General features: G+C 73.0%; 12 protein-coding genes. 8 read left to right on the forward strand and 4 right to left on the reverse strand.

Annotated features, from left to right (window positions below; genetic code table 11):
• Positions 1–28: 28 nt before the first annotated feature.
• Positions 29–4,678, forward strand: coding sequence for a GH92 family glycosyl hydrolase (locus RM779_RS28925; RefSeq protein ID WP_311620736.1), 4,650 nt, complete (start codon positions 29–31; stop codon positions 4,676–4,678).
• 69 nt (positions 4,679–4,747) lie between these two features.
• On the opposite strand, the gene RM779_RS28930 is transcribed toward RM779_RS28925, so the two are convergent.
• Positions 4,748–6,613: a LamG-like jellyroll fold domain-containing protein gene (locus RM779_RS28930; RefSeq protein WP_311620737.1), complete on the reverse strand. Its 1,866-nt coding sequence runs from the start codon at positions 6,611–6,613 to the stop codon at positions 4,748–4,750.
• A 197-nt stretch (positions 6,614–6,810) separates the two neighbouring features.
• The gene (locus tag RM779_RS28935; protein ID WP_311620738.1) at positions 6,811–7,572 is read right to left on the reverse strand and encodes an SDR family oxidoreductase; all 762 of its coding nucleotides are present in this window, start codon (positions 7,570–7,572) and stop codon (positions 6,811–6,813) included.
• Positions 7,573–7,735: 163 nt separating this feature from the next.
• Between RM779_RS28935 and RM779_RS28940 the strand changes: the two genes are divergently transcribed.
• Positions 7,736–8,653: a helix-turn-helix domain-containing protein gene (locus RM779_RS28940; RefSeq protein ID WP_311620739.1), complete on the forward strand. Its 918-nt coding sequence runs from the start codon at positions 7,736–7,738 to the stop codon at positions 8,651–8,653.
• Between the two features lie 34 nt (positions 8,654–8,687).
• Positions 8,688–9,257, forward strand: coding sequence for a GNAT family N-acetyltransferase (locus RM779_RS28945; RefSeq protein WP_311620740.1), 570 nt, complete (start codon positions 8,688–8,690; stop codon positions 9,255–9,257).
• A 20-nt stretch (positions 9,258–9,277) separates the two neighbouring features.
• On the opposite strand, the gene RM779_RS28950 is transcribed toward RM779_RS28945, so the two are convergent.
• The gene (locus tag RM779_RS28950) at positions 9,278–9,769 is read right to left on the reverse strand and encodes a glutathione peroxidase (protein ID WP_311620741.1); all 492 of its coding nucleotides are present in this window, start codon (positions 9,767–9,769) and stop codon (positions 9,278–9,280) included.
• Between the two features lie 123 nt (positions 9,770–9,892).
• Entirely contained in the window at positions 9,893–10,534 is a 642-nt protein-coding gene (locus RM779_RS28955; protein WP_311620742.1) for an NAD(P)-dependent oxidoreductase, read from the reverse strand.
• Positions 10,535–10,677: 143 nt separating this feature from the next.
• On the opposite strand from RM779_RS28955, the gene RM779_RS28960 reads away from it, so the two are divergent.
• The 5 genes from RM779_RS28960 to phnE all read left to right on the forward strand — a co-directional run bounded on the left by RM779_RS28960 (position 10,678) and on the right by phnE (position 16,359).
• On the forward strand, positions 10,678–11,229 hold the full coding sequence (locus RM779_RS28960; RefSeq protein ID WP_394813417.1) for a TetR/AcrR family transcriptional regulator: 552 nt from the start codon (positions 10,678–10,680) through the stop codon (positions 11,227–11,229).
• 84 nt (positions 11,230–11,313) lie between these two features.
• Positions 11,314–12,495 (forward strand): cytochrome P450, encoded by a 1,182-nt coding sequence (locus RM779_RS28965; protein ID WP_311620744.1) that lies wholly within the window; start codon positions 11,314–11,316, stop codon positions 12,493–12,495.
• A gap of 311 nt (positions 12,496–12,806) precedes the next feature.
• Positions 12,807–13,748: a phosphate/phosphite/phosphonate ABC transporter substrate-binding protein gene (locus tag RM779_RS28970; protein WP_311620745.1), complete on the forward strand. Its 942-nt coding sequence runs from the start codon at positions 12,807–12,809 to the stop codon at positions 13,746–13,748.
• The gene (gene phnC / locus RM779_RS28975) at positions 13,745–14,599 is read left to right on the forward strand and encodes a phosphonate ABC transporter ATP-binding protein (protein WP_311620746.1); all 855 of its coding nucleotides are present in this window, start codon (positions 13,745–13,747) and stop codon (positions 14,597–14,599) included. The genes RM779_RS28970 and phnC overlap by 4 nt, the downstream gene beginning before the upstream one ends.
• Positions 14,596–16,359 (forward strand): phosphonate ABC transporter, permease protein PhnE, encoded by a 1,764-nt coding sequence (gene phnE / locus RM779_RS28980; RefSeq protein ID WP_311620747.1) that lies wholly within the window; start codon positions 14,596–14,598, stop codon positions 16,357–16,359. The genes phnC and phnE overlap by 4 nt, the downstream gene beginning before the upstream one ends.
• Positions 16,360–16,482 lie beyond the last annotated feature (123 nt).

Genomic DNA, 16,482 nt, shown 5'->3' on the forward strand with positions numbered 1-16,482 from the left:
CCGCGGAAGCAGCGGCGCGCAAGGTCCGGTGGCCCCGCGGAGGGCCACCCGTCGGCGGGGGAAGGGCAGGTCCGCCGCCCTCGCCGTCACGGCGAGCCTGCTGGCGGGCACGGGCGTGGCCGCCGTCACCGCCACGAGCGCCCAGGGGGCCCCGTCGGACCTGAGCCCGTTCGACGCCGTGGACCAGTTCATCGGCACGCAGCACGACACCACGCAGAACAAGGGCAACAGCGCCTACGGCAACACCTGGCCGGGCGCGACCGTTCCGTTCGGCATGGTGCAGTTCACCCCCACCACGCACCAGACGTCCGGCGGGGACAACTGGGGCGGCTACGAGTACGGCGCCGACCAGCTGCGCGGCTTCGGCCTGACGCGGCTGTCCGGCACGGGCTGCGCGGGCAGCAACGGCGCGTTCGACGTGCCGATCCTGCCCTACACCGGCGAACTGACCAGCAACCGGGCGCTGCCCACCTCGCCCGCCGACGCCATCGGCGACTACTACCTCGACTTCTCGCACGACAACGAGACCGCCGAGCCCGGCTACTACTCCGTCGGCCTGGACAACGGCGTCGGCGTGGACCTGACCGCGACCACCCGCACCGGCGTCGCGACCTTCGACTTCCCCCAGGACCGCGCCTCCTCGACCCTGATCTTCGATGTCGCCGGCTCCAACAACGGCTCCACGGGCAGCTCGGTGACCGTGTCGGGGAACACGGTCTCCGGCTGGACCGAGACCAGCACGGTCTGCCGCGGCGGCACCTACCGCATCCACTTCTCCGCCGAGTTCGACACGGAGTTCGACTCCTCGGGCACCTGGAGCGGCTCCGACGTCACCGCGGGCGCCGCCGAGGCCACCTCGACCACCGCCCACGGGTCCGGCGCGTTCGTCAGCTTCCCGCGGGGCGCGGACGTGACGGCCCGGGTCGGCATCTCCTACGTCAGCGTCGAGAACGCGGCGGAGAATGCCGCGACCGAGACCGCGGGCCGCTCCGCCGCCGCCATCCGGCAGGCCGCGGCGGACACCTGGCGCGACGCGCTCGGCACCCTGGAGGTGACCGGCGGCAGCGCGGAACGGCGCACCAGCTTCTACACCGCGCTCTACCACGCGCTGCTGCACCCCAACACCTACGACGACGTCAACGGCCAGTACCTGGGCTACGACGGAACGGTCCGTCAGGTGGCGCAGGGCCGTCACCAGTACGCCACCTACGCCAGCTGGGACGGCTACCGGGGCCACGCCCAGCTGATCGCGCTGCTGTTCCCCGAGGTCGGCTCGGACATCAACCAGTCCATCACCGACCTCGTCACCCAGACCGGGCGCTGGCCGAACTGGCCGCACAACGGGGTATCACAGCAGAAGATGAGCGGCGACGGACTCCAGACGGTCCTGTCCGCCACCGACGCGTTCGGAAGCACCGACTACGACCGGCAGGCCGCGCTGCGTTCGATGGCCGACACCCAGTCGCTGCCCGCGGACCGCAGCAACCGGCAGTTCCTCTACCAGTACGCAGGACTCGGCTGGGTGGAGAGCCGCAACAACAGCTCGGCGACCTCCCAGACGCTCGAGTACGCGATCAACGACTTCTCCATCGCCCGGCTCGCCGACCGGCTCGGTGACACCGAGGCGCGGGCGGCGTTCATGGCCCGGGCGCAGAACTGGCGCAATCTCCTCGACCCCGAGAGCGGCGAGATCCGGCCGAGGGACCGCAACGGCTTCGACCGGTCGTTCGACCTGGGGGAGCGAGGCGCGCAGTTCGAGCAGGCCACCGGCCACCAGTACGGCTGGCTGGTGCCGCACAACATGGCCTCGCTCATCGAGGCGCGCGGCGGTACCGACGCGGTGGCCGAGCAGCTCGACACCTTCTTCACCGAGCTGGACGCCGGCGTGTACGACACCCCGTACGCGTACCTGAGCAACCAGCCCACCATGCAGACGCCGTGGATATACAACTGGCTGGGCCGGCCCTGGCAGACCACCGAGGTCCTGGACCGCGCCGTCACCGAGATGTTCGACACCTCGCCGACCGGACTGCCCGGCAACGACGACCTCGGGTCGTTGTCCTCCTGGTACGTGTTCGCCGGCATCGGTCTGTACCCGGCCGTCTACGGCACGGCAGAACTGGCCGTGTCCACACCGATGTTCAGCCGCGTCGAGATCGACAGCGCGGGCAGCGACCGGTCCATCGTGCTCGACGCGCCGGGCGCCGAGCAGCAGCGTTACATCCAGTCGATGTCCGTCGACGGAACGGCCACCACGGCGACCTGGCTGCCGGAGTCCTTCGCGCGCGAGGGCGGCACCGTCGCGTACACCCTGGGCAACGCGCCCGGGGACTGGGGCACCGGGGCCGGCGACGCCCCGCCGTCCTACCCGGAGGGCACCGACGCCTACAACAACATCGGCACCACGCCGGAGGGGGCGGGCAACACCGGTTCCCTCGACGCCTCCGCCCACACGCTGCCCCGCGAGAGCCTGGCCGAGGCCGGCGCGACCCCGGGCGGCACGCTGCGTGCGGAAGCCATCGGGACGGAGTTCACCTGGCCGGACACCGGTCCTGGCGAGCCCGACAACTGGGTGCCGCACGGCCAGCGCGTCGACCTCGACGACGCGAGCGCCGCCTCCGTGTCGTTCCTCGGCCTCGCCACCAACGGCCCGTCCCAGGGCACGGCGACCGTCGAGTACACCGACGGCGGCAGCCAGGAGGTCCCGGTCCAGTTCACCGACTGGACGCCCGGCGGCTCCTACTCCTTCGGCAACACGCCCGTGCTGACCGTGCCCGGCCGCAACGTGGCCGACGGCACGCGTGACAACACCGAAGCCGTCGTCCTGGCCACGGCCCCCGCCGCGCTCGATCCGTCGAAGACGGTCGACGCGGTGGTGCTGCCCGAGGGCAGCGACCGGGGCGTCATGCACATCTTCGATGTCGCGCTGAGCGACCACGAGCCGCCCGCGCCCGACGAGACGCCGGAACGGGTCGTGCTGACCCCGGCCGGGGACCCGGCGACCGAGCAGAGCGTCACCTGGCGTTCCCTGGCGACCGAGGGCGCCGCGCAGGTCAGGGCGGGGCAGGACGGGGAGATCCGCACCGTCGAGGCCACGGCCGAGTGGGAGACGGAGGTCGGCGGCAACACGGCGACCAGCTGGACCGCCGGGCTCACCGGTCTCGACCCCGGCACGGAGCACCAGTACCGGGTCGGCGACGCGGACGCCTGGAGCGAGTGGCACACGTTCACGACGGCGGCGGCCGGGGCCGACCCGTTCACGTTCCTCTACTACGGCGACAACCAGCAGGGGCTGACGGACGTATGGCCGCGCATCGCCGCCCAGGCGAACGAGGCGTACCCCGACGCCAGGGCCGCCGTGTATGTGGGTGACCTGGTAGACACGGCCAACGAGGCGCAGTGGTCCGACTGGTTCGCCGCCGATCCGGTGGCCCTGGCCGGCCGGCAGTCGATCGTCGCGGTCGGCAACCACGAGTTCAACGCGGGGAACGGGCTGCTCCAGACCAGCCGCGCCTCCTTCGCCTTCCCGGCCAACGGCCCGGTGCCCGCCGACGCGGGCGAGGACGCCGACCGGTACGGCGAGCACCTCGCCGAGGCGATGCGCGAGAGCGTCTACTACAGCGACTACCAGGGCGTCCGGTTCGTCGTGCTGAACGCCAACCGCGACGACATCTGCGAGCTGGTCCGGCCGGAGGGCCTGGCGGACTTCGACTGCGGCGAGGCCCGCGGGGTGTGGGTGCGGATGCAGGCGGCCTGGCTGGACCGGGTGCTCGCGGAGAACCCGCACCGGTGGAGCGTGGTGACCGAACACCAGCCGGTCCTGTCGACCGCGGTCGGCCGCGACGAGCCCGACATCCGCGAGGCGTGGCTGCCGCTCTACCGGGAGCACGACGTCGATCTGGTGCTGGCCGGTCACGATCACACCTACGGCCGCGGGCACCTGGTGGCGGACGAGACCGATACGCCGGGACTCACCACGGGGCCCGTCTTCGTGGTGGCGAACGCGGGGTCGAAGTTCTACGACATCCAGCCCGAGGACGACAACGTGTGGACGCGGAACGGCGCCGCGCAGGACGCCCGCGCGCAGCAGACCTCGACCTATCAGGCGATCACCGTGGACGGTGACACCCTGAACTACCGGTCGGTCATCGCGCACAAGGGCGACGACCGGGCGGCACCCGGGGAGATCGGCGACACGCTGGACACGTTCACCATCACCGAGTACGACGACGGCACCAAGTGGGTCACGGAGGCGGGCGTCGAGGTTCCGGCCGACGAGTCGGGCGACCCCGGAGACCCGGGCGACCCCGGAGACCCGGGCGACCCGGGCGACCCGGGTGACTCGGGCGGTGCCGGTGGTCCGGGCGGTGCCGGGGACTCCGGCGGCCCCGGCGTCCCGGGCGGCACCGCCGGTGGCGGCGCGGGCAGCTCCGGCGGCTCGGGCGGTTCGGGCAGCGCTGGCTCCGGGGGCTCCGCTGGTTCCGGGGGCTCCGGTGACGACTGGGGCCCGGGCTCCGCGTCGGGAGGCACCGGGCCGGGGACGCAGCTGGGGACGGACGGCGGCGGCGCGCTGGCCGGCACCGGCACGCAGGCGCTGCGGCTCCTCGGCATCGCGGCGGCCACCGCCACGGCGGGCGCCGTTCTGATCCTGTGGCGCCGCCGGCGCCCCAGCCGATGAACGCACCGGCCGCTCCGGGCGCCGCCGGCCGGCCCTGACACCCGCGGGCGGCAGGGCCGGGGGAGTTCCTCACGCGTACGGCGTGAGGAACTCCTCGGGGCCCAGCTTCCGGCTGACGATCCGCGTATCGCCGATCCAGCCGTAGAAGCCCTGGCCGAACCGTTCGTTCGACTGGGTGCCGCCGATCGTGAACGGCTTGCCCAACGTGGCGATGCCCGTGGACGCCTGCGTGGGGTTGCGGGCGATCTTCGACCCCTCGACGTACAGGACCGTCCGGCGGCCGTCGTTGACGATGGCGATGTGGTGCCAGCGCCCGGTCTCCAGGGCGTGGCTCCAGGAGGTCGGGTCGGCGTCCTGCACATGCGGATAGACCACGAACTGGAGGAAGCGCTCGCCGGTGACGTTCAGGCTGCACGTCGGCTCGTCCGGGGACCAGCCGGTCGTCTTGCCCGCGTCGCCGTTGCGGCCCTGCCAGCTCAGAATGCCCATCCAGGCGTGCTCGCCCTCGAAGGGCCGGGGCAGCTTGATGAACGTTTCGATGGTGTAACCCCGGGTGAACTTCCAGCTGTTGAGCGGTGCGTCCGCCGCCGTGGCGAGGATCGCGCCGCGGTCGGGGGCCTGGCCGCCGTCGAACCGCAGACTGGCGTGCGCGGGCTGGCCGTCGTGGTGCTCGACCGACCTGAGCAGCAGCTCCTGGCCGCCGTCGTGCAGCCGCCGCGCGGTCAGATCGTTGCCCCGGCCGGTGAGGTCGCGTATCACGGTCCCGTCGGGCAGGGGCCCGTCCGCCGCGCCGCCGCCGAGCCCGTCGGCGTCGAAGCGCCAGTAGGCGACGGTGCCGCGCGGCATGACCTCGCGCGGCGGGCGCGGCGCGGCAGGCGGGACGGCCGCGAACCCCGCGAACCGTTCGGCGAAGTCGATGCCGAGGCTGAACCGGTCCACGTCACCGGTCAGTTCCACGGTCTCGGCCGCCAGCGGGGCGCGCTCCTGAGGGTCGCGGGCCAGGAACCAGGGGGCGAACGTCTCGACGTCGACCGCCTTGCGCGCCAGGTCGAAGGAGTACAGCCGGATCATCCCGGCGCCACCGTAGTACCGGTCCTGGTAGTTCGTGATGTGCACGTGGACGTCGTGGCCCGCGTCGTTGGTCAGCACGGTGCGCCCCGGCGGCCAGTAGTGCCCGCCCAGGGCGAGGAAGATCTGGTCGTTGCCCCGGATCAGCTCCTCCCACAGCCGCGTGCCGTTGTCGGACAGCCGGGCCCGGCCCTCCTCGTCGGCCCACGCCAGGTCGTGCGTGGTGAGGATGGCGGGCAGGCGCGGGTGCGCGTCGAGCACGCCCTGGGTCCAGCGGACCCCGGCGTCGGACAGCCGCCAGTCCAGCGCCAGGACCAGCCACTCGCGGCCACCCGCGCGCAGCACGTGATAGCTGTTGTAGCCGTCGGGCGAGGCACCGCCGAAGCTCTCCATGGACGCGTAGCGCTCCGGGCCGAACGCCGCCAGGTAGGCGGAGTCGCCGCGCTGGTCGTCGGTGTCGCCCGGAATGTCGTGGTTGCCGGCCAGCACGCTGTAGGGCACCTTGCCGCGCAGGGCCCGGAAGGTGCCGGCCGCCAGCTCGATCTCCTCCTCCGTGCCGTGCTCCGTCACGTCGCCCAGGTGCGTCATGAAGGCGACGTTGGCCTCGGCCCGGCTCTCGACGAGGTAGCGGAACGTCGCCCGCAGCGGCGCCGGGTCGGAGCTGTCGGCGTCGAAGAGGTACTGCGTGTCGGGCAGTACGGCGAGGGCGAAACGAGGGCTCTCCGCGTCGAACCGCCCGGCTCGGCCGACCGGTTCCCACGAACCCGGCGCGGCCTGCGCCTGCGCCTGCCCCGCGCCCGTCGCCGCGACCGCGGCCCCGGCCGCGGGCACCCCCACCGCGGCCTGCAACAGCCGCCGTCTTCCCATCCCGTGTCCGTCAGGCGTGTGTGCCACCACAACTCTCCCTGCACTCGTCGCACATGTCGGCGGCAGTCTGCGGACCGACCATGGCCCTGCGATGGCACCTGCCTGAACACCCGGACACACGCCCCTGCCAGTTCGGCCGTGTTCGCGGTGATACCCAGGTTCCGGGACGCGGAGGCGATGCGGCCGACCGGGGCGGGTCAGATGACTCCGCCGTTGGCGCGGAGCACCTGACCGTTGACCCAGTGGCCGGCCGGTGAGGCGAGGAAGGCGACGACGTCGGCGATGTCGGTGGGCGTGCCCAGCCGTTCCAGCGGAGCCATGGCGGCCAGGCGGGCCACGGTCTCCTCGTCCTTGCCGTCCAGGAACAGGTCGGTGGCGGTGGCGCCGGGGGCAACGGCGTTGACCGTGACGTCCCGGCCGCGCAGTTCGCGGGCGAGGACCATGGTGACCGCCTCCACCGCGCCCTTGCTCGCGATGTAGGCGCCGTAGCCGGGAAAGGCCAGGCCCACCTGGGAGGTGGAGAACGTGACGATCGCCCCGCCAGGGCGCACCGCCCGCGCGGCCTGCCGGGCGACGACGAAGGTGCCGCGGATGTTGGTGCGGTGCAGCGCGTCCAGCTCGGCCAGGTCCAGGTCGGCGATCGGCGCCAGGCGCATCTGCCCGGCGGCGTGGACGACGACGTCCAGGCCGCCGTACTCCACCTCGGCCCTGGCGAACAGCGCGGCCACGGCCTGCTCGTCGGCGACGTCGGCCCGCACGGCGACGGCGTGGCCGCCGCCGGAGACGACCTCCTCGACGGCAGCCCCGGCCAGGTCCTGGCGGCCGGCATACCCGACGACCACGGCATACCCGTCGGTGGCCAGCCGGCTCACGACCTGGCGGCCGATACCGCGGGAGCCGCCGGTGACCAGGGCCACGCGGAAACGGTCGGGGTTCTCTTCTGGGCTCTGAAGGGGCACGGTGACTCCTGGGTCATGGATCGCGGACTGCCGGGCCGTGGCGGCGACGCCGCGACCCGACGCCACTCACGTTCCGCCGTCGTTCCGTTCGCAGCCAGGGCTGCGCCCACCCGGGGGTTGCCATCCCCTGGCTCGGCCACCGCCGAGGGGCGACGATGGACGGGTGAACCTTCCCGCGCTCGCCGTCTTCCTCAAGTCCCGCCGCGACCGCGTCCGGCCGGCCGACGTCGGCCTGCCCACCGGCCCGCGCCGCCGGGTGCCCGGCCTGCGCCGGGAGGAGGTCGCCCAACTGGCCGGTCTGTCGGCCGACTACTACACCGAGCTGGAGCGCGGCCGCGGCGCCCAGCCCTCCGCCCAGACCCTGGCCGCCCTCGCCCGGGCCCTGCGCCTGAACGGTGACGAACGTGATCACCTCTTCCTCCTCGCCGACCGCCCCACGCCCCCGGCGGCCCACGGCACCACCGCCCACGTCCAGCCGGCCCTGCTCGGCCTGCTCGACCGGCTCACCACCACCCCGGCCCAGGTCATCACCGACCTGCACGAAGTCCTCGTCCAGAACCCCCTGGCCGCCGCGCTCGTCGGCCGTCCCCCGGCGGTGAGCGGCCCGGCGGCGAGCTTCGTGCACCGCTGGTTCACCGACCCCGCCGCCCGCCGCCTCTACCCGCCCGAGGACCACGCCCACCACTCGCGGGTCTTCGTCGCCGACCTCCAGGCCGTCGCGGCCCGCCGCGGCCGCGACCCCGCGGTGTCCCGGATGGTGGCCGCGCTGCGGCGCCACAGCGAGGAGTTCGCCGCCCTCTGGGACACCCACGACGTGGCTCTGCGCCGGACCGACCGCAAACGCATCGTCCACCCCGTCCTGGGCGTGATCGAGCTCGACTGCCACAACCTGTTCAGCGAGGACGGCCGCCAGCGCCTGCTGTGGTTCACGGCACCGCCCGGCACCCGGGGCGCCGCACGGCTGGAAATGCTGTCCGTCATCGGCACGCAGGACATGACGGCCGACGCACACGCGCTGGGCGGGGACACCGGGACGAGCGCCGCCCGGCAGGCAGGCGGCCCCGTCACCGCGAACGAGTGACGCCGGCGGCCCTCCGGTGCCAGGCTGTGGGGTCATGATGACGGTGCGAGCTGCCCGGCGGGACGATCTGCCGGTGCTGTGGACCATGGCCACACTTCCCAACGTCGGAGCGACAGCCGACCCTTCCGTGCCCCTGCCACTTCCCGCCGCGTCCGAGGCACCCGAGCAGTTCGCCGATGTCGCCGACCCCGAGCGGCATTTCGTGGGAGCCGGCGGATGCTTCCTGGTCGCGGAGGCAGACGGACATGTGGCTGCCATGGGCGGATTCCGGCCGCGGCCCGACCACCCCGGCCGGGTCGGCGTTCTTCGCGTCCGAGTGCACCCGGCTCTGCGCCGACGAGGTATCGGCCGGGCGTTGATGGCTGCTCTCGAAGCCGAGGCATGCGCCCTCGGCTACCGGGAAGCGTGGCTGGACACCGCGACGAATCAGCCCGAGGCGATGGCCTTCTACCAGAGCCTGGGCTACCGGGAAACCGGCCGCGAAACCCGCCCCGAGTGGCATTGGACCCTCGTGTACCACCTCAAGGAACTGCGCCCCGCCCCCCGGGTCAGCCGCAGACCGTCGGCCTCACGCGAAGCCTCACGCGAAGCCGGCCGGGAGTGAACGCGTCTCCGAGGGCCGGGTCAGCGCGGCAGCTGTGCTTCGACGGCTGTCACGAGGTCCTCGGCCTCCGGCTCGGTCCGCGGCCGGTAGCGGCCCACGACCTCGCCCCGCGGGGACACCAGGAACTTCTCGAAGTTCCACTGGATGTCGCCCGATTCTCCCGAGGCGTCCGCCGCGCGCGTCAGCCGCGTGTACAGCGGGTGCCTGCCCGGTCCGTTGACCTCGATCCGCTCGAACATCGGGAAAGTCACCCCGTAGTTCGCGGAGCAGAAGGTGCGGATCTCCTCGGACGAACCGGGCTCCTGCCCGGCGAACTGGTTGCACGGGAAGCCGAGGACGGTGAAGCCGCGCTGCTCGTACTGCTTGTGCAGCCGTTCGAGGTCCGCGTACTGCGGCGTCAGCCCGCAGCGCGACGCCACGTTGACCACCAGGAGCGCCTTGTCCCGGAACGCGTCGAGCGAGATGTCCTCGCCGTCGAGCGTGCGCAGTTCGATGTCGTACAGATCTGCCATGGTGTCTTCCTCTTACCAGATGTGTGGGCTTCCCGCGTCCGGGCTATGATCCCAGCTCCCGGCCCACCGTAACGCCGACCGCGACGAAGGCCCTCGCCCGGCCGCGCCCGCGCCCGGTGCCATCTAGGAGGCCGCCGCCACGCCCACCGGGCGGCGCACGGTCTCCTCGTCGTCCAGCATCGCCAGCATCGCGTGTGCCAGGTCGGCGCGGGCGAGTGACCGCCCGCCGGGCACGTTCGCGCCGATGACGCGCTCGTAGCGGTGGTTCAGCGGCTTGTCCAGCAGGCGCGGGGGCCGGACCACCGTCCAGTCCAGGCCGCTGGCGGTGATGACGCGTTCCATCTCCGCCAGGTCCCGGTACACCGCCCGGAACGCCCGGCTGACGATCGGGTGCAGCACGGCCCGGTAGGCCAGGGATTCCCCCGCCGCCATCGGCCCGACCGGTACGGCGCTCACGATGAGCAGGCGGCGCACGCCGGCCGTGCTCATCGCCTCGGCCACCGCGCGGGCGGCCGGTGCGACGATGCCGGCGCTCTTGTTGGTGGTGCCGAGGGCGGAGAGCACCGCGTCCCGGCCGTCGACCACCTCGCGCACCCGCGCGACATCCGTGACGTCCGGCACCGGGGCGATGTCGAGACGGGGATGGGAGACGGCGAGCCTGCCCGGGGCGCGCACCGCCGCGACGACGTCGTGCCCGTCGGCGAGCGCCTGCCGGACGATCTCCTGACCGGTGCCGCCGGTGGCCCCGAAGACGGCGAGTTTCATCCCTGGTCCTCCTGGTGGGTAAGTGTTCACTCACCGCTAGGGTGGGGGTTCCCCGCCTCGCCGTCAAGCCGGAAGGACTCCGCCCCGTGTCCTCGTCCCCGCAGCCCACCCAGGTCCGCATCGTGGAGGCCGCCGAACGGCTCATGCGTTCGCTCGGCCTCGCCCGCACCACGACCAAGGAGATCGCCAGGGCCGCCGGGTGCTCCGAGGCCGCCCTGTACAAGCACTTCAAGAACAAAGAGGAAATCTTCGTCCGGGTGCTCGAGGACCGGCTGCCCCGGATCGTTCCCCTCCTCGCCGACCTCACCGACGACCCGGGCGGCCGTGTCGTGCGGGACTGCCTCACCGATATCGCCCGCCACGCCGTCCACTTCTACGAGTCCACCACCCCCATCGCCGCTTCGCTCTTCGCTGAGCCCGCCCTCCTCCAGCGCCACCGCGAGGCGCTGCGCGCCCTGGAGACCGGCCCCGATACTTTGCTGACCTCACTGGCGACGTATCTGCGGGCCGAGCGCGGCGCCGGCCGCATCGCGCCCGGCGCCGACCCCAGGGCCGCCGCGGCCCTCCTGCTCGGCGCCTGCTTCCAGCGGGCGTTCCTGCGGTGCTTCTGGGACAAGGAACCGCCCCAGCCGCTGGACGAGTTCGCCACCGCCCTCGCCGACACCGTGCTGGAAGGCGTCGCCGTGCGATCGTGACGCCCGCGCGAACCCGGGCCCCGGCCACCGGTGCGTCCGGCGGACACGGTGTCGCGGGGCCGCGTCGCGCGGTACCGTCCCGGTGTGGTGTTCGACCCGAGCGACCCGGTCCTGCTGTCCGATCCGTACCCGGTCTTCGCCGCGTTGCGGGAGCGCGCGCCGGTGCACTGGCACGCGGGCATGGGGCTTGCGGTGGCGGTGTCGCACGCCGCCTGCTCCGAGGTGCTGCGCAGCCGTTCGGCCGGTCGCATCTGGACGGACAAGACGCCCGCGGCCGCGTTCCCCGCGTTCAACCTGCTGCACCGCAACTCCCTGCTGGAGAACGAACCGCCGCGGCACACCCGGCTGCGCCGCCTGATCGCGGCGGCGTTCGGACGCGGCCACGTGGCCCGTCTCGAACCCCGGGTGCGTTCGGTCGCGGACGGCATGGTCGCCCGGCTCGCGGCGGCCATCGCGGCGGACGGCTCGGCCGATCTGCTCGCCCACCTGGCGGCGCCGCTGCCCATCGAGGTCATCGCGGAACTGCTGGGCGTGCCGCCGGAGGACCGGCCGCGCTTGCAGCCATGGTCGAACGCGATCGTGAAGATGTACGAGTACGGACTGCCGCCCCAGGCCGCGGCGGCGGCCGAGGGCGCGGCCGCCGAGTTCGTCGACTACCTGCGCGCGCTGGCCGCCACCCGCGCCCGCGAACCCGGCGAGGATCTGATCAGCGACCTGGTCGCGGTGCGCGACGGCACCGATCGGCTCACCGGCGACGAACTGGTCGGCACCGCGGTGCTGCTGCTGATGGCCGGCCACGAGGCCACGGTGAACGTGATCGGCAACGGGGTGCTGGCGCTGCTGCGCCACCGCGACCAGTGGGATCGGCTGGTGGCCTCCCCGGCGCTGCTGCCGACCGCCGTGGAGGAGCTGATCAGATTCGACGCGCCCCTCCAGTTGTTCGAGCGCACGGCCACCGAGCCGACCTCGGTGGCCGGCTACGCCGTCGCGCCGGGCGAGAAGGTCGCGGTGCTGCTGGGCGCCGCCGCCCGCGACCCTGCCATCTTCGCCCGGCCTGACACCCTCGACATCGGCCGCTCGCCCAACCCGCACCTGGGCTTCGGCGCGGGCATCCACTACTGCGTGGGCGCCCCGCTCGCGCGGGTGGAGATCGCCGCGGCGCTCGCCGCACTCGCCACCCGCCTCCCCGGGCGGCTGGCCGACGAGCCGGAACGGCGCGGCGAGTTCGTGATCCGCGGCCTGCGCGCCCTGCCGGTGACGGCCTGATCGCGACGGCCGCGCCGAGAGGGCGGGAAGGCTGGGGCGCGAACGGCACGCCGACGCACAACAACGTCCGCACCGGGCGGAACGCCGGCGCATGACGCCCCCGGCCCCGGGTGCTCGAATCGTTGACGCACGAGCTTCCCGGTGCGGACCACGACGGACGCCCGCCGGCGCAGGTTGTCCTGTCAAGTCACGCATTGTCTCCCGCGCCGTTCAGCGTTGCTTAACCTTGCCGCGCCTCCGCACACACCTGACGTCCTGACGCTGGCAGCCACACCGATGCTCAGCGCGCTCCGGCGCGGAAGGACTAACCCATGCCCAGCACCCCCCGCCTGCCCCGGGCAGCGGTCCTCGCCCTGCTCCCTCTGGTCCTGGCCGCCTGCGGTTCGAGCGCCGCGGAGGACAGCTCCGCGGACGGTCGCGACCCGGACACCCTGGTCCTGGCCGCCATTCCCTCGGAGGAGTCCACCGCTCTCGCGCAGCGCTACGAACCGATCATCCAAATGCTGGAGGAGGAAACGGGCAAGAACGTCGAGTTGCAGCAGGCCACCAACTACGCGGCCGTCATCGAGGCCCAGCGCGCGGGCAAGGCCGACATCGCCTTCTACGGCCCGCTTTCCTACATCGTCGCCAAGGACAGCGGCGTCGGTCTTGAGATCGTTGCCGCGCCGGTGGCGGAGCAGGGGGACGAGCCCGGCTACCGTTCGGTGGGCGTCTCCCGGGCCGGCTCCGGCATCGACAGCATGGACGACCTCGCGGGGGGCGAGGTCTGCTTCGTCGACGAGAACTCGACCTCCGGCTACCTCTACCCCGCCGCCGGCCTCATCGCGGCCGGTCTGGGCGAGGGCGACTACGCGCGGATCACGGCGGGGGGCCACGACGCCTCGGTCCTGTCCGTGGCCGACGGGCAGTGCGACGCGGGTTTCGCGACGGAGGACATGGCCACCCGCCAGCTCGTCGAGAGCGGCCAGATCGGCGCGGACGACCTCACGGTCTTCTGGGAGTCCGCCATGATCCCCGGCTCGCCCGTCGCCATCAGCGACGATCTGACCGACGAGCTCCGGCAGACGCTCACCGACGCCCTTCAGAACAAGACGAACGCCGACCACCTGGAAGCCCAGGGCTATTGTGCGGGCGGCGAGGACTGCCTGATCGAGGGCAACTGGGGCTACGTCCCGGTCTCGGACGCCGACTACGCGAGCGTGCGTGACGTCTGCGCGACGACGCGGAACGAGCAGTGCGAGGCCGGTTCATGACGGCGGCCGCCCTGGTCCCCGGAAGGGAACGCACCGACGAGGACCGGGTCGCCGTCCGGATCGACGCACTGACCAAGCGCTTCGGCAGCGGCGCCGCCGCGCTCACCGCCCTGGACGAGGTGTCGTTCCGTATCGGGGCCGGCGAGATCGTGGCCCTCCTCGGCCTCTCCGGCTCGGGGAAGTCCACGCTGCTCAAGCACGTGAACGGTCTCCAGGCCCCCACCTCGGGCGGCGGCACCGTCCTGGGCACCGACCTGGCCACGGCGAAAGCCGCGGAACTGCGGGCACTGCGCCGCCGGATCGGCTTCGTGTTCCAGCAGTTCCACCTGGTGGACAGACTCACCGTGCTGGAGAACGTCTGCACCGGGGCCCTGGGCTCGCTGCGCGGGCCGCGGCTCGGCCTGTTCACCTACCCCAGGCCGGTGCGGGAGGCCGCCTTGGACCGTCTCGACCGGGTGGGCCTCGCGGACTGGGCGTTCCAGCGCGCGGACACCCTCTCCGGCGGCCAGCAGCAGCGGGTGGCGGTGGCCCGCGCCCTGATGCAGGAGCCGCGGATTCTGCTCGCCGACGAACCGGTCGCCTCTCTCGACCCGGAGTCCTCCGGGCAGGTGATGCGGCTGCTGCGGGACGTCGCGACGCAGAGCCGCCTCACCGTGCTGTGCAGTCTGCATCAGGTCGACGTCGCCCTGTCGTTCGCCGACCGGATCGTGGGCCTGCGCCGCGGCAGGGTCGTCATGGACGTGTCCACGGCAGGTATCGGCCGCGAGGAGGTCATGCGCCTGTACCGGGAAGTCGGTGCGGACCCCGAGGCGCCCGGCGCGCTGCCGCATCATGGCGGGGGAGCGGGGTGAGTGTCCAGACGCGCCCCGACCGGCGGCCCCCCGCCGGGGCTCCCGCGCGCGAGGAGCGGCGGCGCACCGTCGCCCGCCCCACGCCCGCCGGGCTCGGCGCGACGTTCGCCCTGCTGCTGTGCGTCGGCGGCGGAGTGTGGGCCTTCGCGGAACTGCAGCTGAACGTCGCCACCGTCGTGGACAGCGCGGGTAACGTCAGGGACTTCCTGGAACGGATGCTGCCGTTGCGGTTCCCGCCGGTCGGCGAACTCCTCGATCTGACCTGGCAGACCCTCGCCATCGTGATCGCCGCCACGGCGCTCTCCGTGCTGCTGAGCGTGCCGCTCGGCCTGCTCGCGGCCCGCAACACGACTCCCGGCGGGTCGGTGAGGTCCGCTTCCCGGGCCCTGATCGTGCTGGCCCGCGCCATCCCCGACGTGGTCTTCGCCATCGCCGCCTTCCGCGTCTTCGGCCTCGGCGCCATGACCGGCGTCGTCGCCATGGGCCTGCACTCCGTCGGCATGGTCGGCAAGCTCTACGCCGACGCCTTCGAGGAGATCGACGAGGGGCCGCGCGACGCACTGCGCGCCGCGGGCGCCGGACGGCTCCAGCAGATCGCGGGTGCCGTGCTGCCGCAGGCGCTGCCGTCGCTGGTGGCGACCGCACTGCACCGGCTGGACATCAACCTGCGGGTGTCCGTGGTCCTCGGCTTCGTCGGCGTCAACGGCCTCGGCTACGCCCTGTCCAACGCCATCGCCCGGCTCGACTACCAGGAGGCCATGGGCATCGCGCTCGTGGTCCTGCTGCTGTGCTTCGCGGCCGAGGCGGTCTCGGGCAAGATCCGCCGCTCCCTGCTGCGCGAGGTCGCGGAGGCGCCGCGGGCGGGCGTGCTGAAGCGCGTCGTCGGCGGGCGCGTCCTCGGTCGGCGTCTCGCGGCGCGCACCGGCGCTCGGCGGCACGAGCCCGTCCCGGCCGGGCCGCGGGGGGCGGGCATCCGCCGGAGGGCGAGTCCGCCCTGGGATGCCGGACGGGTGCGGCGCGCGGTGGTGACGGCCCTCACCTGCGCCCTCGTGGTGGCCTCCGGCGTGCGCGCCGGTATCTCCCCCGATGCGCTGGCCCGCGGCGCCGAGTCCCTGCTGCCGACCATCGGCGACTTCCTGCCCCCGTCGACCGGCGGCATCGGGGACATGCTGCTGGAGAACCTGTGGATCACGGTGCAGATCGCACTCGCCGGCACCCTCATCGGTGTGGTGCTCGCCCTGCCGCTCGGCGCGCTGGCCGCGCGCAACGTGGTTCCCTCGCCGGCCGTCGCCCAGTTCTTCCGTTCCCTGATCCTGCTCGTGCGGGGGCTGCCCGAGCTGGTCCTCGCGATCGTCTTCGTCGTCGTCACCGGGCTCGGGCCGGTGGCCGGGGCGTTTGCGCTCGGTATCGGCTCCGTCGGCCTGCTGGGCAAGCTCGTCGCCGACTCGCTGGAGGAGGTCGATCCCGGCCCGGCACGGGCGGTGCTGGCCACGGGTGCCGGCCGCGGCCAGGTCTTCTTCACCGCCGTCCTGCCGCGCGCCTGGCCCACGGTGCTGGCCCACCTGCTGTACACGCTCGACGTCAACATCCGCTCCGCGACGCTGCTCGGCATCGTGGGCGCGGGCGGCATCGGCTACGACCTGCTCAACGCCGCCCGCGTGCAGCAGTTCGACGTCGTCACCGTCATCGTGCTGATGGTTCTCGCGGTGGTGCTGTTCGTCGAGGGCCTGGCGCTGTGGGTACGCAAGGTGTTCGCCTAGGTCCTGTCCTGTCGATCTTGTCGGATCAGCCCGCGGCTCCCCCAGACTCCTCCCCCAGACTTCGTCTGGGAGGTGCCCCCAGGGAGGTGCCCCCAGATGCGGTGCATCGCAAGGCACCGGATC

Source organism: Streptomyces johnsoniae, from assembly GCF_031845565.1.
GTDB classification, from domain to species: domain Bacteria; phylum Actinomycetota; class Actinomycetes; order Streptomycetales; family Streptomycetaceae; genus Streptomyces; species Streptomyces johnsoniae.